The organism is Novosphingobium sp. SG751A, from assembly GCF_013149295.1.
Classification (GTDB): Bacteria; Pseudomonadota; Alphaproteobacteria; order Sphingomonadales; family Sphingomonadaceae; genus Novosphingobium.
Map to the genome: position 1 here is coordinate 14,098 of NZ_JABGCB010000022.1, position 19,001 is coordinate 33,098.

The 19,001-nt window shown below is 63.4% G+C and carries 11 protein-coding genes; 7 read left to right on the top strand and 4 right to left on the bottom strand.

Annotation, left to right across the window (positions count from 1 at the left end; genetic code table 11):
- The 6 genes from xylB (at nt 1) to FHW96_RS22185 (ending at nt 7,730) form a co-directional block, all read left to right on the top strand.
- Nucleotides 1-1,452, top strand: a complete 1,452-nt coding sequence (xylB, locus tag FHW96_RS22160; RefSeq protein ID WP_172342749.1) for a xylulokinase — start codon at nt 1-3, stop codon at nt 1,450-1,452.
- The gene (gene xylA / locus FHW96_RS22165) at nt 1,452-2,759 is read left to right on the top strand and encodes a xylose isomerase (protein ID WP_172342750.1); all 1,308 of its coding nucleotides are present in this window, start codon (nt 1,452-1,454) and stop codon (nt 2,757-2,759) included. The genes xylB and xylA overlap by 1 nt, the downstream gene beginning before the upstream one ends.
- Nucleotides 2,760-3,020: 261 nt before the next feature.
- Nucleotides 3,021-3,710, top strand: coding sequence for an acetylxylan esterase (locus FHW96_RS22170; protein WP_172342751.1), 690 nt, complete (start codon nt 3,021-3,023; stop codon nt 3,708-3,710).
- A 31-nt stretch (nt 3,711-3,741) separates the two neighbouring features.
- The gene (locus FHW96_RS22175; protein WP_172342752.1) at nt 3,742-5,184 is read left to right on the top strand and encodes a family 43 glycosylhydrolase; all 1,443 of its coding nucleotides are present in this window, start codon (nt 3,742-3,744) and stop codon (nt 5,182-5,184) included.
- Nucleotides 5,185-5,234: 50 nt separating this feature from the next.
- The gene (locus FHW96_RS22180) at nt 5,235-6,923 is read left to right on the top strand and encodes a carboxylesterase/lipase family protein (RefSeq protein ID WP_172342753.1); all 1,689 of its coding nucleotides are present in this window, start codon (nt 5,235-5,237) and stop codon (nt 6,921-6,923) included.
- Nucleotides 6,924-6,995: 72 nt separating this feature from the next.
- On the top strand, nt 6,996-7,730 hold the full coding sequence (locus tag FHW96_RS22185) for a FadR/GntR family transcriptional regulator (protein WP_371815788.1): 735 nt from the start codon (nt 6,996-6,998) through the stop codon (nt 7,728-7,730).
- A 40-nt stretch (nt 7,731-7,770) separates the two neighbouring features.
- On the opposite strand, the gene FHW96_RS22190 is transcribed toward FHW96_RS22185, so the two are convergent.
- Entirely contained in the window at nt 7,771-8,907 is a 1,137-nt protein-coding gene (locus FHW96_RS22190) for an aldose epimerase family protein (RefSeq protein ID WP_172342755.1), read from the bottom strand.
- Nucleotides 8,908-9,095: 188 nt separating this feature from the next.
- Here FHW96_RS22190 and FHW96_RS22195 point away from each other — a divergent pair, with 188 nt between their 5' ends.
- Nucleotides 9,096-11,432 carry a glycoside hydrolase N-terminal domain-containing protein gene (locus tag FHW96_RS22195; RefSeq protein WP_172342756.1) on the top strand — a complete coding sequence of 779 codons (2,337 nt, stop codon included), beginning with the start codon at nt 9,096-9,098 and terminating at the stop codon, nt 11,430-11,432.
- 76 nt (nt 11,433-11,508) lie between these two features.
- Here FHW96_RS22195 and FHW96_RS22200 read toward each other — a convergent pair whose 3' ends face one another.
- The 3 genes from FHW96_RS22200 to FHW96_RS22210 form a co-directional block, all read right to left on the bottom strand.
- Nucleotides 11,509-14,172: a glycoside hydrolase family 3 C-terminal domain-containing protein gene (locus FHW96_RS22200; protein ID WP_371815789.1), complete on the bottom strand. Its 2,664-nt coding sequence runs from the start codon at nt 14,170-14,172 to the stop codon at nt 11,509-11,511.
- A gap of 57 nt (nt 14,173-14,229) precedes the next feature.
- A complete protein-coding gene (locus FHW96_RS22205; RefSeq protein WP_172342757.1) occupies nt 14,230-15,774 on the bottom strand; it encodes a tryptophan halogenase family protein in 1,545 nt (514 codons plus the stop codon).
- Between the two features lie 73 nt (nt 15,775-15,847).
- Complete coding sequence (locus FHW96_RS22210; protein WP_172342758.1) at nt 15,848-18,712, bottom strand: TonB-dependent receptor; 2,865 nt, start codon at nt 18,710-18,712, stop codon at nt 15,848-15,850.
- Nucleotides 18,713-19,001 lie beyond the last annotated feature (289 nt).

The following is a 19,001-nucleotide window of genomic DNA, read 5'->3' on the forward strand; positions in this document are numbered from 1 at the left end:
ATGTTTCTGGGCATAGATATCGGCACCAGCGGAGTGAAAGCCGTGGTGACCGCCAGCGACGGGCGCGTCCTCTCGCAATGCAGCGCAGCGCTCTCGGTTTCGCGGCCGCAGGAATTATGGTCGCAGCAGGCGCCCGATGACTGGGTGGATGCCACGCATCGCGCGGTGCTGGGTCTGGATGCGGGATTGCGTCGCGCGGTGGTGGCCATCGGCCTTGCCGGGCAAATGCACGGCGCCACCTTGCTGGGCGCGGATGACCGCCCTTTGCGCCCCGCGATCCTGTGGAACGATGGGCGCAGCCATGCCCAATGCACCGCGCTGGAAGCCGCCGAGCCGCAAAGCCGCGCGATCACCGGCAACATTGCCATGCCCGGCTTCACCGCGCCCAAGCTGCTCTGGGTGCGCGAGAACGAGCCGGAGATCTTTGCCGCGACCAAAACAGTGCTGCTACCCAAGGATTATGTCCGCCTGGCCCTGACCGGAGAAAAGGCCAGCGACATGTCGGATGCCGCCGGGACGCTTTGGCTCGATGTGGCGCGTCGCGCTTGGTCGGAGGCAATGCTGGGCGCGACCGGGCTGACGCTCGATCATATGCCGCGCCTGTATGAAGGGCCGGAGATCACCGGCCAACTGCGCTCCGAAGTGGCAGCCCAATGGGGCATGGAGGCCGTGCCTGTGGTGGCGGGCGCGGGCGACAATGCCGCGGGCGCGCTGGGCGTTGGCGTGACGGGCGAGGGGCAAGGCATGCTCTCGCTGGGCACATCGGGCGTGATCTTTGTTGCGGGCGACGCGTTCCGGCCCAATCCGGCGCGCGCGGTCCATGCCTTTTGCCATGCCCTGCCCGGCGTCTGGCATCAGATGAGCGTGCATCTCTCCGCCGCCTCCTGCATCGATTGGGCGGCATCGGCCTGTCAGGTACCCGGCCCGGCGGAATTCTTCACCTTGGCCGAAAGCGCAGGGCCATGCGCGGGGCCGGAACTGTTCCTGCCCTATCTTTCGGGCGAGCGCACACCGCACAATGATCCGCATCTGCGCGCGGGCTTTGTCGGACTGAGCCACGAGACCACCACCGCGCGCCTTGCCGCCGCCGTGCTGGAAGGCGTGGGTTTTGCCCATGCCGACGGCATCGACGCCCTGCGCGAGGCGGGCACAAGGATCGAGGAACTGGCCGTGATCGGCGGCGGTTCGCGCTCGCTCTATTGGGGCCACATTCTGGCCAGCGTGCTGGGCGTGCGCCTGCTTTATCTCGAAGGCGGCGAAGTCGGCCCGGCGCTGGGCGCGGCGCGTCTGGCCCAATTGGGCATGGGCGGCGATCCGGCCGACATCTGTACCCGCCCGCCGACCCGCGCCGCCATCGAGCCGGACCTCGATCTGGCCGCCCGCCTTGCCCCGCAACGCCAACGTTTTCAACGCGCCACATGGGCGCTGTGCCAACTTCAGGAGAAATTTTGATGTCTGCCGCTTATTTCGCCGAATTTGACACGGTCCGCTATGAAGGCCCCGATGCCGCCAGCGATCTGGCCTACCGCTGGTATGACAAGGACCGCATGGTCTTTGGCAAGCGGATGGAAGACTATCTGCGCTTTGCAGTCTGCTTCTGGCACACGTTCTGCTGGCCGGGCAGCGATGTGTTCGGCGCGGGCACATTCAACCGCCCATGGCTGATGGGCCCGCAGGATGAGGCCGCCGCCCGCGCCAAGCGCGAGGCCGCCCTCGCCTTTGTCGAAAAGCTCGACCTGCCCTTCTACTGCTTTCATGATGTCGACGTGATGGCGCCTGCCGATAGCATCGGTGCCTTCCGCAAGAGCTTCGCGCTGGCCGTCGATCATCTGGAGGAACTGCAGGCCAAGCACGGCCGCAAGCTGCTGTGGGGCACGGCCAATCTGTTCAGCCACCCGCGCTATCTGGCGGGCGCCGCCACCAGCCCGCGCCCGGAAGTCTATGCCTGGGCCGCCAGCCAGGTCCGCGACGCACTGGAGGCCACGCATCGTCTGGGCGGCGCAAATTACGTGCTGTGGGGCGGGCGCGAAGGCTATGACACGATCCTCAACACCAATCTGGCGGTGGAGCAGGAGAATTTCGGCCGCTTCCTGCAACTGGTGGTCGAACACAAGCACAAGATCGGCTTCACCGGCACGATCCTGATCGAGCCCAAGCCGCATGAGCCGACCAAGCACCAGTATGATTTCGATACCCAGACCGTGTATGGCTTCCTCAAGCGCTTTGGCCTTGAGGGCGAGGTGAAGGTCAATATCGAGGCCAACCACGCCACCCTTTCGGGCCATACGTTCGAGCATGAAATCGCCATGGCGGGGGCGCTGGGCATCCTTGGCTCGATCGACGCCAATCGCGGCGATCCGCAGAATGGCTGGGACACCGACCAGTTCCCCAATTCGGTCGAGGAACTGACGCTGGCCTGTATCGAGATCGAGCGCGCGGGCGGCTTCACCACCGGCGGCTTCAATTTCGACGCCAAGGTGCGCCGTCAGTCGGTAGATGCCGCGGATCTGCTGCATGGCCATATCGGCGGGGTGGATGTCATTGCCCGGTCGCTGCTGCGCGCCGAGGCGATTATCAAGGACGGCCGCCTCGATGCCTTCCGCAATGAACGCTATGCCGGTTGGAGCAGTGATCTGGGCAAGAACATCAAGGGAGGCGATCTGGCCTCGATTGCCGATATGGCCGTGGTCAACAATCTGGCGCCCCAGCCGGTTTCCGGGCGGCAGGAATGGCTGGAAAACCTGATCAACCGCTTCTGACCGGGCTGATTGCGATTCCACGGGAAAGGGGGCCTGCCACCTCCTTTCCCTCTGCCGCCATCAAGGCGGACAATTCTTTTATCATCAGACTATTTATATCTTCGGAATCCACGCTCATCGCGTTTGAATATCCCGAAATAAGCCCAGAAATTTTTCAATAGTCATTAGAATTCCATTTTTGAACGCATAAAATGATAGCGTAACCATCGATTCTCTGGCATTTAATCAGACCAATAAAAGAGCCCTTTCCAGAGGATTGCCATGAAACGAATATCCTGCGCCGCCGCATTTGCGGCCTCGCTGCTGCTCGCCCCGCTCTGCGCCCGCGCCGCCCCGGTTTCTGCCTCGCTTGCCCCCTATTTCGCCCCGGTCACCACCCCCTCGGCCAGCCCCGATCAGGACGGTTTCCTGCGCCGCTGGCTGGTGCTGGAGCCGATTGCCAAGCCCAACCGCAGCAATCAGGGCTTTACCAGCGTCTATGTGCGCGACGCCTTTGCCAAGGCCGCTCTGCCCGGCGGCCCGACTGCCATCCCGCGCGATGGACAGACGATACCCATGGGCGGGCAAAGCCTGCAATGGCATGCGCTGGACGCGGGCCTGTTTGACGCCAAACTGTTCTATCTGGCGCAAGGGCTCGGCAAACCGACCTATGGCGTGATCTTCTGGGCCACCACCATTATCGAAAGCGACCGCGAGATTGCCGACGCGCATCTGGCGGTGGGGTCGAATTCGGCTTCAATGTGGTGGCTGAACGGTGCGGAAACCGCCGCCCTGTTCGGCGACCGGCGGATGGTGGTGGATGATGCCGTCTCGCCGCGTGTCACGCTGCACAAGGGGCGCAATATCCTGCGCGGCGCGATCATCAACGGGCCGGGGCTCAGCGATTTCTGCGCTCGCTTTGTCGATGATGCGGGTCGCCCGATCACCGACCTGCGCATCGCCACGCGCTGATCCGCCCTCCTTTTACACGGAACGGTCCACCATGAAGAAACACCTGATCTCCGCACTCTGCCTTGCCGCGCTGGCCGCAGGCGGCGCCAAGGCCCAGCTTGAGGGCGAGCCCTTTATCCACGACCCTTCGACCATCGCCTTTTCGGACGGCCAATATTACACCTTCGGCACCGGCGAAGGCGGGCTGGTGTCGGCCGATGGCTGGACATGGCACAAGGGCGGCGTGCGCCCCGGCGGCGGCGTCGCGCCCGACACGATCAGGATTGGCGATCGCTATTACGTCGCTTATGCCGTGGGCGGCGGGGGCATGAACGGCGGCCATGCCAGCAATGTCAAAGTGATGTGGACCAAGTCACTCAATCCCAAATCGCCCGATTTTGCCTATCATGACGTGGGCATCGTCGCCTCCAGCGACGGCAAGGAACCGTGTGACGCCATCGACCCGGCCTTCCTCTATGCCGATGGCCATCTCTGGCTCAGCTATGGCACCTATTTCGGCTATATCCGCATGGTCGAACTCGACCCCGCCACGGGCCAGCGCGTGGCAGGCAATCAGCCGGTGGACATTGCCATCGACCTAGAAGCCACCGCGCTGATGTATCGCGACGGCTGGTATTATCTGCTCGGCACACAGGGCACCTGCTGCGACGGACCGAATTCGACCTATAACATCCGCGTGGGCCGTTCACGCAATCCGCTCGGCCCCTATGTCGACAATTTCGGCGTGCCCATGCTGAAGGGCGGCGGCAAGCTGGTGTGGGGTGCGCATGGGCGAGGCCTTGGCGCGGGCCATTTCGGTCTGGTCGATCTGGGCGACGGGGTGGAGAAATTCTCCTTCCACTGGGAAGCCGACATGGACCGTTCGGGCCGCAGCGTGCTGGCCATCCTGCCGCTGATCTGGAAGAATGGCTGGCCGGTGGGTCAGGAGAACCTGCGCCCGGGCACCTATGAGATCCAGTCCGAACGCGGCGGCGCATTGGAACTGGCGGTGGACGAGGTGCGCCTGCCCTTCGATTTCCGCAAAAGCTGGTTCCGCAATCCCGCCGATGGGCCGGACAAGCCGCTGCCCGATCAGACGCTGGAGGAAAACAGCAAGGTCTGGCCCAAGGGGCAAATCGCGGTGGACATGGGCGATTATATGGTCCGCCCGCATCAGCATTGGACCATCAGCCCGGCCCCCGGCGCTGGCGGCTATATGGGCGCGCCCTATGTGAAGATCACGATTGCCGGGACCGAGCGCGCGCTGGCCGCGACGCCTGCGGGCGAGGTCATCACCGTGCCCGCTTTCACCGGCGCGTCCGAACAGCTCTGGCGCATCGACCAGCTTTCCGACGGCACCTATCGCATCATCCCGCGAGGCACGCCCGATCCGCGCGCGCCGCTGGTGCTGGCCGCCGTGGGGCGCAGCACGGCCCGTCTGGTGCGCTTTTCGCCCGACAGCGATGCCGGACGCTGGACCTTCCGCCTGCCCTGAAATCCACAAGAGGCCGCAAAGCGCATAATGGCCCGACCGGAGAGGATATCATGACCCAAACCACATCAGACAGCATCATCACCGACCGGCGCGGCGCTCTGGCCGCCGCCACCGGGCTTGGCATCAGCCTTGCCGCCTCGCCTGCCATCGCCAAACCGTCGGCAAAGGCCCCCGCCATCCACACCGGCGGCGATTGTTCCACCCCGCGTTCCGCCATTGTCCCCACCCGCTATGGTAAGGTACGCGGCTATGTCAGCGACGGCGTGTTCACCTTCAAGGGCGTGCCCTATGGCGACACCACCGCCGGGGCCAACCGCTGGCTGCGGCCCCAACCGCCCAAGGCATGGGAGGGGGAATATCCTGCCCTCGCCTACGGCGCCAATTGCCCGCAGACGCTGCACAGCTTCCGCGCCATCGAGCATACGTTCATCCAGCAATGGACCGACGGTTTCCTGGGCGAGGACATGCTCAAGCTCAACATCTGGACCGGATCGCTGTCAGGGTCGAAGCCGGTGATGGTCTATCTGCACGGCGGGGGTTTTTCCTTCGGCTCGTCCTATGAGCTGGCCTCGCATGATGGGGCACAGATGGCGCGGCACCATGATGTGGTGCAGGTGTCGGTCAACCATCGGCTCAATGTGCTGGGCTTTCTCGATCTGGCCGAATTTGGCGGCGAGGCCTATGCTGATTCCGTCAATGTCAGCATGCTCGATCTGGTCTTTGCGCTGGAATGGGTGCGCGACAATATCCGCGCGTTTAGCGGCGACCCGGACCGGGTGACGATCTATGGCCAATCGGGCGGCGGGTCGAAAGTGACCACGCTGATGGGCATGCCTGCGGCCAAGGGGTTGTTTCACCGGGCAATCGTGCAATCGGGCGGCGGGGGCAATATCCCTTCCGGCGAACAGTCGCGCGATTTCTCGCGGCAGGTTTTGCGCGAACTGGGCGTGGCTCAGGGCGACATGGCGGCCTTGCAGAAGATGGAGTGGCAAAGGCTGTTCGAGGCGGGCAATGCGGTTGCCACGCGGATCAATGGGCCGATGCGCCCCGGCGTGCTGCAACCGGGCGGCAGCGCCAGCCCGACCCCGCGCGTGGGCTGGGCGCCGACGATGGACATGCGCAACATCACCTGCCGCTCGTTTCACGATGTGGCGCCGCCCGCCGCGCGCGACATCCCCGTCATCATCGGCAATGTCAGCGAGGAAGGCACCAGCCTTGGCCGCAACCCCAGCGAGGCCGAATGGCGCGCGCAATTGGCTGAGGCGCTGGGCGGGGCCAAGGCCGATGCGCTGATCGCCGCCATGAAAAAGGCGCATCCGGAAAAGGCGATCCGCACGCTTTCCTATGGCGTGGGCGGCCTGTCGGGGCGCAACAATGTGAACCGCATGGTCAAGCTGCACCATGATGCGGGCGGGGCGCCAGCCTATCAATATCTGTTTCAATGGCAGACACCGATCCTAGACGGCATTGCGGGCGCATGGCATACGGCCGAACTGGCCTTTTGCTTCGACAACACCAAAATCTGCGATCAGGCCACCGGCAACACGCCCGAGGCCCAGAGCATTGCCCGCAAGATGGCCGGTGCATGGGCCGCCTTTGCCCATACCGGAAGGCCCGATCAGCCGGGGCTGGCATGGGGCCCCAGCGATCCGGCGCATTGCCAAACCATGGTGTTTGACACCCAATGCCGGATGGAGAACGACCCCGAAGGCGCGGCGCGCCGCCTCCTGCTGACCTAGGCCTGACGGGGGCGCACTGGACAAAGGCAGGAAAACCGCCATAGGCTGCGCCCTGCGGGAGGGTCCTTGGCGGTGAAGCAAAAGCCAGTGCAGGAGTATCAGGCAGCGGAACGGGTGGATAAGGCGCTGAGGATTCATGGCTCTATTGCCCGCGATTTGGGCATTGCCATTGTCACCGGCCATTATCCGCCCGGCCATATCCTGTCCAGCGAAGTAAATTTTGCCCAGCAAAACAACATCTCGCGCACCGCCTATCGCGAGGCGATCCGCATTCTGGCCGCCAAGGGGCTGGTGGAAAGCAAGCCCAAGACGGGCACGCGCATCACCGATCCCTCGCGCTGGCATATGCTGGACCCCGATGTGCTGGCCTGGACCTTTGAAGGCGAGCCGACACAGAGTTTTATCGACGACCTGTTCGAATTGCGCATGGTGATCGAACCGGCCGCCGCCGAACTGGCCGCGCGCCGCCGCACCGGTCAGCAACTGGCGCAAATGGGCCATGCGCTGGAGGAAATGGCGCGCCACGGTCTGGCCACCGCGGCCGGACAGGCCGCCGACCAGAGCTTTCACAGCAACTTGCTGAGCGCGACCCGCAATGCTTCGCTGATCTCGCTGGCCAGCTCGATCGGCGCAGCGGTGCGCTGGACCACGATCTACAAGCAGCGCAAGCGCAAATTGCCTCGCGATCCTGTGCCCGACCATCGCGTGCTGTTCGATGCGATTGCCGATGCCGATCCGGCCGCTGCCCGCGCCGCCATGGTGCGGCTGATCGAGCTGGCGCTCGAGGACATCGGCCTTTCGATTTAGGCGAGGATGGCGGCACCCGCCCGGCGCCGCCATCTGCTGCTCATTTCGCCATCGACACGCGATAGATCATCGTATGGGCATAGGGGTGCTGCGCATCGATGCGCGCCGAACCAAAGGCGGGCTGGTTGGGCGTATCGGGGAATTTCTGCGGCTCCAACGCGATGCCGTCGCCCATGCGATAGATGTGGCGGTTCTTGCCCAGCATCGTGCCATCGATAAAATTGCCGGTATAGAACTGGACCCCCGGCTCGGTGGAAAGCACTTCCAGCACCCGGCCCGAGGCCCGGTCGGCCAGACGCGCCAAGAGCTTGGGCGCCTTGGTCAGCCCCGCATCGATGGCGAAATTGTGGTCATAGCCGCGCGCGATCGCCAATTGCTCGTCATGCCCGTCGCGCAGGGCCTGACCCACCACGCGCCCCTTGCGGAAATCAAAGGGGGTGCCCGCCACCGCGCGCAATTCCCCGGTGGGGATCAGCGCGGCATTGACCGGCGTGTAATAGGCAGCCGGAATGGTCAGCATCTCGTCCATGGCATCGCGCGGCCCGCCCTCGCCCGCCAGATTGAACAAGGCGTGATTGGTCATGTTCACAATGGTCGGTTTATCGGTTTTGGCGGCAAAGGCGATGGTCAGATTGCCCGCCTCGTCCAGCGAATAGGTAACCGTCGCATCCAGCGTGCCCGGATAGCCGCTATCGCCATCGGGGCTGATGTGGCGCAGCACCACCGAGGCCACCTTGCCCGAAGTCACGCTTTCCACCTTCCACAACTGGCGGTCGAAACCCTTGCCGCCGCCGTGCAGGCTGTTGACCCTGTCATTGAGCGGGAGTTGGTAGGCCTGCCCGTCCAGCGTGAATTTGCCGCCCGCGATCCGGTTGGCATAGCGCCCCACCGTAACGCCGAAAAAGGACTGGCGCGCCTCATAGGCCCCGGCGTCGGGCAGGCCGATGACGATATCCGCCGATTTGCCATGACGGTCGGGCGCCATGAATTTCTGCAGAGCGGCGCCATAGGCCAGAATGCGCGCCGAAACCCCATGACCATTGGCCAGCGTGATCGCCTCGACCGCGCGCCCGTCGGCCAACCTGCCGCCATCCTCACGCCGGGCCGTGGCGGCCTGCGCCGCGCCCGACAGAGTTGCCGCCACCATGGCCGATCCGACCCAATGTTTCCAATTCATCACATGCTCTCCATGGTTCTTTTGCTTAATTTATAATCATACTATATGAAATCTCAACAAGATCCGATAAAATTCCATTTATTCCATAATATTATGATTTTATAATAACTTATTTGATCAATTTATGCTGGATGATTTTCATAATCGTCGCTATATAATCTGACTTATTACGACAATAGGACCCGAGGATGACCTTCAGCCGCCGCGAATATCTGGCCGCCAGCGCTTCGTTACTGGGCCGGCCTGCCATGAGCGCCCTGCCCCGCAAGACTGCGCCAGCGCCCATCCCCGAAGAGCACCGCCTATGGTACACCGATCCGGCCAAGGTCTGGACGGAGGCGCTGCCGATCGGCAATGGCCGGATCGGCGCCATGATCTTTGGCGGAACGCGGCAGGAACGCCTGCAACTCAACGAAGATACGCTGTGGAGCGGCGGCCCCTATGATCCGGTCAATCCGCAGGCCGCCGAAGCGGTGGCGCAGGTGCGCGCGCTGATCGCGAAAGGCGACTATGCCGCCGCGCAGGCCCTGGCCAATGCGGCGATGATGGGCCGCCCGCTGCACCAGATGGCCTATCAGACGCTGGGCGACCTGTTGATCGACATGCCCTTTGACGGCCCGACTGATGCCTATCGCCGCGAACTGGACCTTGACGCCGCCATAGCCACCACCCGCTTTGCCGCAGGCGGCATCCCCGTCGAGCGCGAGATCTTCGTCTCGCCCGCCGATCAGATCATCGCCCTGCGCATGTATGCCAAGGGCGGCCTGATGCCCCCCATCACGCTGCGCCTGCAAAGCCCGCAGATGGCCAAGGCCGAGGCGCAAGGCGACAATATCTTGCTCTCCGGCCAAGGCGGAGCGGCCGAGGGCATTTCCGGCGCGCTGCGCTTTGCCGCCCGCCTGCGCGTCATCGCTCCGGGGAGCACATGGCGCGCGCAGGGCGACGCCCTTCATGTCGATCCGGCCCGCGAGGTCATCCTGCTGCTGGCCATGGCCACCAGCTATCGCGGCCCCAAAGACGTATCGGGCGATCCGCAGGCCATCACCGCGCATCAGATGGCCGCCGCATCGGCCCTGCCCTTTGCAGCTCTGCGCCAACGCCATCTGGCCCAGCATCGCCGCCTTTACCGCAGCGCCGCGCTGCAACTGATGCCGGGCAAGGGCGCGGCCCTCCCCACCGACCAGCGCATCGCGGCCAATGAGAGCGAGGACGACCCCGCGCTGGCCGCGCTCTATTTCCATTATGCGCGCTACCTGCTGATCTGCTCCTCGCGCCCCGGATGTCAGGCGGCCAATCTGCAAGGCATATGGAACGACAAGACCAACCCGCCATGGGGATCGAAATATACGATCAATATCAACACCCAGATGAATTACTGGCCCGCCGATCCGGTGGGTCTGGCCGAATGTTTCGAGCCTTTGCTGCGCCTGACGCGGGAATTGGCGCAAACGGGCAAGGAAACGGCGCGGCGCATGTATGGCGCGCGCGGCTGGGTGGCCCATCACAACACCGACCTGTGGCGCGCGACCGCGCCCATCGACGGCGCGGCATGGGGCCTGTGGCCGATGGGCGGCGCATGGCTGTGCAACATGCTGTGGGATCGCTGGGATTACGGGCGGGACCGGGCCTATCTGGAGTCCATCTATCCGCTGCTGCACGGGGCCTGCCTGTTCTTTCTCGACACGTTGCAGCCCTCGGCCCAAGGGCTGGTCACTTCCCCTTCGATCTCGCCGGAGAACCAACATCCCTTTGGCGCCTCGGTCTGCGCCGGACCGGCCATGGACCGCCAGATCCTGCGTGACCTGTTTGCGCGCACGGCCATGGCGGCAAGGGAATTGGGCAAGGACGATGATTTCGCCGCGCAGCTTTCCAAAGCCCGCACCGCGCTGGCGCCGGACCGCATCGGCAAAAGCGGGCAATTGCAGGAATGGCTGGAGGATTGGGACGATGCCGCCCCCGAACCCCATCATCGCCATGTCTCGCATCTCTATGCCCTTTATCCCAGCCAGCAGATTGCGCCCGACACGACGCCCGATTTGGCCCGCGCAGCCCGTGTCTCGCTGGAAAAGCGCGGGGATGAATCGACCGGCTGGGCCACGGCATGGCGTATCGCACTGTGGGCCAGGCTGGGCGATGGCGACAGGGCGCATCGCATTCTGCGCTTTCTGCTGGGCCGGGGCCGGACCTATCCCAACCTGTTCGACGCCCACCCCCCGTTTCAGATCGACGGCAATTTCGGCGGTTGTGCGGCCATGGCCGAAATGCTGATCAACAGTCGCGAAGGGATGATCCATCTGCTGCCCGCCCTGCCCTCGGCCTGGCGCGAGGGCGCTGTCAGGGGGCTCATCGCACGCGGCGGGGTGCGGGTGGATCTGGTCTGGCGGCAGGGGATGCTGGCCGAAGCGATTTTGACCAGCGCGCGGGCGCAGGACTGCACGATACGACTGGGCGAAGTGTCGCGCGGGATCCGGCTGACGCCGGGGCGGGTGCTGCGGCTCAAAGGCTCTCATCTGACGCCTGCCTGAAAAAGGAGGCCGGCAGCATTGCGCTGCCGGCCCTTCAGTCGTCCCCCCTGGGTCGCCGGGGGATTGAGCGGGGGGATCAAAGCGGAAGATCGGCGGATTTGGCCACATCGAATTCGCCCGTAACGCCGGGCAGGCCGCTGTCGGGCTGGCCGCCGCCAAGGGTGAGCTGGTAATGCCCGGCAAGCACCTGACGCCGCCCATCGGCCGTCACCGCCGACAGATCGCGGGGCGAGAGGTCCAGCGTAATCTGGCGGCTTTCACCGGCTTTGAGCGAAACGCGCTGGAACCCGCGCAGGGCGATACGCGGCGCGCCGGGCAATTGCGGAACCTTGAGATAAAGCTGCACCACCTCGTCGCCATCGCGCGCGCCGGCGTTGCGCACCTGCGCGGTTACGCGGATGCCCTTGGCGGCCTCGCCATCCACCGGCGCGATCTGCGGCGCGGAATAGGCAAAGCTGGTGTAGCTGAGCCCATAGCCGAAGCCATAGACCGGGGTGCCCGTGAAATAGCGATAGGTGCGGCCCTGCATCGAATAATCGTCAAAGGGCGGCAGATCCTTGACATCGCGATAGAAGGTCAAAGGCAGACGCCCCGCCGGATTGGCCGCGCCCGACAGCACATCGGCCACCGCCAAGCCGCCCGACTGGCCCGGATACCATGCCTCCAGAATGGCATTGGCATTGTCCTTGGCCCAGCCCAGATTGATCGGACTGCCGTTCATCGTCACCACGGCCAACGGTTTGCCCGAAGCCTTTGCCCTGGCCAGCAATTCGCGCTGATCGGCGGGCAGTTCGAGCGAGGTCTTGTCGCCCCCGTCAAAGCCCTCGATCTTGATCGGCATTTCCTCGCCTTCCAGCTCGGCGGTCAGCCCGACCACGGCCAGCACGACATCGGCATCCTTCACTGCGCGGGCCATGTCGCCATAGGTGTCATGCGAAATCCGCTTCCAGAACATGCCGGGCGAGGCCGCGCCGCCGCCCTCCATGTCGAAATGCATCTTGTAGCGCTGACCCTTTTTCAGATCGACATCGACAAATTCGGGCCGCTCGCCCCACAGCGAGTAGCGGTCGGATTTGACCGTCAGCTTGCCGTCAATCTCGATGGCACCCTTCACCGCCGTGACGGCAAGACGATAAGTGCCGGTTTCGGGCGCCACGAAATAGCCGTCCCATACAACCTTATAGGCGTCGGCCACCTGCTTCAGTTCCGAAGCCTTGGTCAACAGGTTAGTCTCGGTGCGGGTCACCACGGGCTTGGCGGCGAATTTACGCTCGCCGCGCTGGGCGTTGGGGTCGATCGCGTTGTAATAGGCCGCGCGCAGGCCCGGCTTGCCATCGGGCGTGACGAAATGGCCATCAGGCACCAGATCGCCATCGGTGATCGAGGACGAGAAAGGCACATGGACAATCGTCGCCTTGGGGAAAGCACGGTGCAGGCCGTCGAGCACCGAGACCGGCGGGGCGCTGGCCGCCGAGGAATAATTGCCGCGCAGCACACGCGTGGCATCGGCCAGCGGGCCCACCACGACAATCTTCGAGTTGGGCCGCAGCGGCAGCAATCCGTCATTCTTGAGCAGCACCATGCTCTGCGTCGCGGTTTTCAGCGCCAGCGCGCCATTCTGCGGCGTGCCGATGGCGCTGACCGGCACCATCGAGAGCTGACGCGCGGCAAGGCCCGGCAGGTCCCCATTGCGATAGCGGGCCGAGAACAGGCGGACCAGCGCGCGGTCAAGATCGGCGTCGGTCAGCAAGCCCCGTTTGAGCGCAGCCATATAACGCTCGCCCAGCCCCTTGGCCTCGCCGATCGTGCCGGTGTGGCATTCATTGTCGACGCCCGTGCGGAAAGCCGCCGCCACGCCCGCGGCCGGATCGGTGGCATATTTGTGATGATCGGCGATATCGACCACCGCATCGCAATCCGACACGACATAGCCGTTAAAGCCCCATGCCCCGCGCAGATGATCCTTCAACAGATCATTGCTGGCGCAGGCAGGCTGGCCGTCGATACGGTTATAGGCGCACATGATCGAGCCAGCGTGCCCCTCGACAATCGCGGCGCGGAAGGCGGGCAGATAGGTGTCCTCGAGATCATGGCGCGAGACAAAGACATTGGCCGCATGGCGCGTCGATTCCGGACCGGAATGAACGGCAAAATGCTTGGGCGTGGCCACCACATCGGGCAGATCGGGATTGTCGCCCTGCATGCCCGTCACAAAGGCGACGCCCATATGCGCGGTCAGGAAAGGGTCCTCGCCATAGGTCTCCTGTCCCCGGCCCCAGCGCGGATCGCGATAGATGTTGATGTTGGGCGACCAGGTATCCAGCCCGGTGCCGATCTTGCCCAGATGGCCGGTTTCGCGGCCCAGCGTGTGGAGCGCGCGGACCTCGACGCTGATCGTGCGCGCCACATCATGGATGAGCGGCGCGTTGAACGTGGCGGCAAGACCTACGGGCTCGGGAAAATTGGTGGTGGGCACCGCGCCGATCGCGCCATGCAGGCTTTCCGTCCACCAGTTATAGGCCGGGATATTCAGACGCGGGATCGCCGGGGCCACATTGACCAGTTGCGCCACCTTTTCCTCGGTGGTCAGCTTGCCCACCAGATCGGCGGCCATCTTGTCGGCCTGCGCCACCGGGCTCGCGCTTTGGGCCAAAGACGTCTGCGGCAGGGCCAGCAGCAGGGCGGCGGCAAGAGTGGCGCGCGAAACGGGCACGCGCGAAGCATTCAGAAAATGGGACACACAATTCTCCCCTGAGGCATGATCGGATGGCGGGGCGCCGACATGGCGCCCGGGCGATCACACCGGCTGAAGTCCGTATTGGGCTATTTTTTCAATCAGATCGCGATGGCGCGGCAGGCGCGAAAGCAGCTTTTGCGTCATATCGCGGTTTTCGCGCAGCGCGCGCGCGGCCTCCTGCGCCTCGGGCCGCAGATGCTCGCGCTCGACCTCACTGCGGAAACCCATGCCATAGAGGACATATTGATAGGAGGCGGGCGGGAACACCTCGTCCACCCGGTCGAATTCGTCATGGAACCAAGGCGGCTGATAACGCCACAGGTGCAGCAGATCCTGCAACCGCTGCGGAATGCTGGCCGGGTCCATATTGTCGCGCCAAAAGGCGGTGTCGCGCCGCTGGCTCAGCACATAATGCAGTTTCAGGAAATCGATGATCCGCCCCCAGCGGTAATGGGTCTTTTCATTGAACCGTTCGGCCACGATGTCCATCACCTCGCGGTTCACCGGCATCTGTTCGGCGATCAGCTTGGCCGAAAGCTCGATCAGCATGATGGCCGAAGCCTCAAGCGGTTCAAGAAAGCCCGCCGCCATGCCCACGGCCACGCAATTGCGTTTCCAGAACGTCTCGCGGTGGCCCGCGCGGATCCTGATCTTGCGCGCGGGCAGATCCTTGGCGCTCGGCCCGAGATAGGCGCGCAATTCGGCCTCGGCTTCATCATCGCTGATATGGCGGCTGGAAAAGACATGGCCCACCCCGCGCCGCGTGGGCAGGCCGATGTCCCAGATCCAGCCCGCCGACTGGGCGGTAGAAATCGTGTGGGTGGCAATCGGCGTATCGGGCGCGGGATAGGGCACCTGCACCGCCAGCGCCGTGTCGCAGAACAGGATATGGCTGCAATCGCGAAAACCCACGCCCAGCGTGCGGTCGAGCAGCAGGCCATGCGTGCCGGTGCAGTCGATGAAAAGATCGCCCTCGATCTCGCCCGCCTGCATCGTCACGATGGATTTGATGTCGCCGTTTTCGTGCTGGATCACATCATGCACATCGGCGGGCACATAGCGCACGCCGAGCTTTTCCGTACAATGGCGCTGCATGAAGGGGGCGAATTTGCCTGCGTCCAGATGATAGGCGTAATTGGTCAGCGCCTCATATTCGGCGGTGCTGACGGTCTTGGGCGCCAGGCCTTGGTCGCACACCTGCCCCTGCGGGCAGACCGCATCGCAAAAGCTCTCATTGCTCTCCGCGGCCAACCAATGCGGCACCAGATTCATCTGGCCAAAACGCTGGGGAAGGACGAGCGGGTGGTAATAGGCGTCATCCGGGGCGCCGGTGGTCCATTTGGCGAAAAGCGCGCCCTGTTTGAAGGCCGCATCGCATTCGCGGAAGAAGTCGGTTTCCGAAACACCGACCTTTTTCAGGGTCTGGCGCATGGTGGGCCATGTGCCCTCGCCCACACCGATGATCGGGACATCGGGCGATTCCACCAGCGTCACGGTGAAATCCTTGGGCATGCGCCCCTGATGCCGGGCGGCGATAATCGCGGCGGTCAGCCAACCGGCCGTGCCGCCGCCCACGATCACCACATTGCGCACCGCGTGAACCATTCCCCTGCTCCGATGCTTGTTATGATGGCGGGCGGCGCCGAAAATCCCGGCGCCGCCCTTGCCTTATGTCCGATTAATAGTGGAAGCGGGCGCCGAAAACAAACCGGCGACCATAGGACCACGTATCAAGCGGCTGGTTCGACCAGCGGCCATAGGTGCTGTAGGTCGAATTGTTGAGGTTGGTGCCCTCGACAAAGACCGTCACCTGTTTGGTGATGTCATAGCTGGCGCTGGCATCGACCTGGACCTGTTGGTTCACATTGACCGGTTCGGCGCCAAAGGTGCCGCCCTGCGTCTGGCCCAGCGTCAGGAGATAGCTGTCGCGCCAATTGACAGCCACACGGGCCTGAATGCCGTGCTTGTCATAGAAACCGACAAAGTTGGCCGAATTGGCAAGGCCGGTGATCGCAAAGGCCGCACCCGAAATGTCGGATGTGTCGAAATTGCGATTGGTCTTGACCAGCGTGGCATTGGCGTTGAAGCCGAAGCCGCTATCGCCGAACACGTGCTGCAACGCGATTTCCACGCCCTTGACCACGCCGTCCGGCCCATTGATCTTGCCGTTGACCTGGAACTGGGCAACCTGCCCGGTGAAGGGATCGGTCACGCCGTTGATCGACTGGGTGCTGACCCCGCCCACGATGAAGTTCGAGATATACTTCAGGAAGCCGTTGACCGCGAAATACGAGTTCTTCTTGTAGTAATACTCGGCCGCAACGTCAAAATTATCCGACAGGTAGGGCTTCAGGCTGGCATTGCCGCCCGATGCGGCAAGGCTGCCCTTGCGCATCGTGCCCAGCGTGATGTTCGGCTTGAGATAGCTGAGCGCAGGGCGCGTGAGCGTGCGCGAGGCATCGGCGCGCAGCGTCAGCTTGGAGGTCACCTCCAGCTTGGCATCGAAACTGGGCAGCAGATAGTTGTAGTTGGTGGTCTTGATGATCGCCTGCTGCGGCGTGTACGAACCCACCGTGATCAGCGTCGGGTCGGTCGTCACGGTGATCAGGTTGGCCGGCAGCGTGCCGATGGCCGAAGCCTCAAGATGGGTGAATTCATCGCGCAGGCCCGCCGAGAAGTGGAACGGCATCCCGGCCAGTTCGGCATCCATCGCCACCTTGAACCAACCGGCCCACGTCTGTTCCTTCACGCCCAGCACCGTGCTGGGATCAAAGGCGGGCGCCGTGCCCACACCCGTGGGATCAAGCAGCTTGTAGACCGCATAGGGGTCATACTTAATGAGCGCGGGCGCCACATTGCCCGAATAGCCCGGAATGAAGCCCGAAGTGTTGATCAGCCCCTGATAGATGCCGGCAGGCAGCGGCGCGATCGAACCGGTGCGGCCCGAGGGCGCGCCATAACCGGCATAGCGGGCGAAAGTGCCGTTGACGAAGGTGTTCTGGCTTTCCTGATGGAACTTGTCCTCCGAATAGCGGACGCCGAAATCAATCTTCAGATTGTCCTGCTGCCACCTGCCCCCGGCTTTGAACTGCTTGACCAGATCGGTGTAATAGTTCGCGCCCCGCACGATCACGTGGTTGCCGATCAGGGCCTGATTGGTGAAGGCCGCCGCATTGCCGGCCGGGCCCACATCATGGATGCTGGGCAGGTAATTGGCGCTGCTGCCCAGCATGGTCGCGCCGGTGTTGGCGCCCAGAATGGTCGAATAGCGGGTGCAGACACCATTGGTGCAGGGCGTGGACACGAAGGAGCCGTTCGGATCGACATTGCTGCCGCCATAGCCGATGTCCATATTGTCATTATAGCCGTTGTTGCCCGGATTCAGCACCGAGCGCGACAGGGCGGCGTCAAAGTCGAATTTCAGATTGTCGGTCGCTTCCCACTTCAGGTTGGCGCCCACCATGTTGGTCTGGTTGATCGTGCGCTGAATGCCCGCGTTGAAGTCCATCGGCGTGCCGAACTGGTTGAAGTCGGTGACGGTGCCGTTGGAATCGAACTTCACATTACGCAGGTCGTCGCCGTTGAACCAAGCGCCATAGCCATAGCTTTGCGAATGGATGACCTGGCGGCTGAAATTGTCGTCGATGGTCAGCAGCAGCTTGTCATTGGCCTGCCACTGGAAGGCGATGCGGCCATCGATGCGCTCGTCCTGCGTGGAGACCTGATTGGCGCCGATCTGCTGGGGAAACCAGCCCACCTTGTTCCAGTTGGCCGCATTGGAAAGCTGGGCATCGGTGCAGGCCGCATTGACCTGACAGGTGTTGAACTGCTTGCCAATCCAGCCGGGGATGAAGACCTGATTGGATGTAGTATCGGCGCGGCGATAGGCCACATAGCCGAGCAGACCCACCTTATCATCGGCAAACGTATTGCTCAGCAACAGCCCGCCCGAAGGCACCACCTTGCCATTGCGGTCCTGCACCGAGCCGGAGGCCTTGGCCGCCATCTGGAAACCGGTGCGGTCAAACGGCTTGGGCAGGCTGACGTCCAGCGTCGCGCCGATGGCGCTCGATCCCAGCGTCACGTCGGGCGTCTTGTAAACGCTCATCCGGCTGACGAAATCGGAACCGATCGTGGTGAAATCCACCCCGCGATTACCCGAAGCGGTCGACAGGTGGCGGCCATCGAACTGGGTATCGTTAAAATCGCCGCCAAAGCCGCGAACGGTCACGCCATTGGCCTCGCCGCGCTGGCCCGAACGCTGGATCGAGATGCCCGGCAGGCGCTGGAGCGAGTCGGCCACGTTCGAATCGGGGAATTTACCGATATCTTCGGCCGAAATCGCATCCACCACGCCCGATGCGGCGCGTTTGATATCCATATTGCGCTGAAGCGAGCCGCGAATACCGGTAACGATAATTTCGGGATCCGACGCATTGGGCGCCGCATTGGGCTCGGCCGCATAGGCCGGCCCGGCCATGGCAACCGCCAGCGCACCCATGCCGCCGGCGATCAACCACTTTGAAACTAATGTTTTTGCCATATCCTCTCCCCTTGAAGTCTGTTCTGGCGGCTCCCCCGCCCCGGGGGCGATGACACCTGTGCATTTTCCCGCCGACCTTCTTGCCGGATTGTCTGCGGATTCCTGCTGAATCATGGACACAACCGTTCGACACGGCCTGCTTGCCTGACAATTCACTCTCCAGCCGGTGCTGTATCGTCACCTTGCACTCTGCCTCTAGCGAAGTTAGGTAGCGCTATCAAGCCCAATTAGTCTGGGTAATCATCGAGTGCAGATGGTGTTGCGAATTACACACACATAAAGCGAGCAA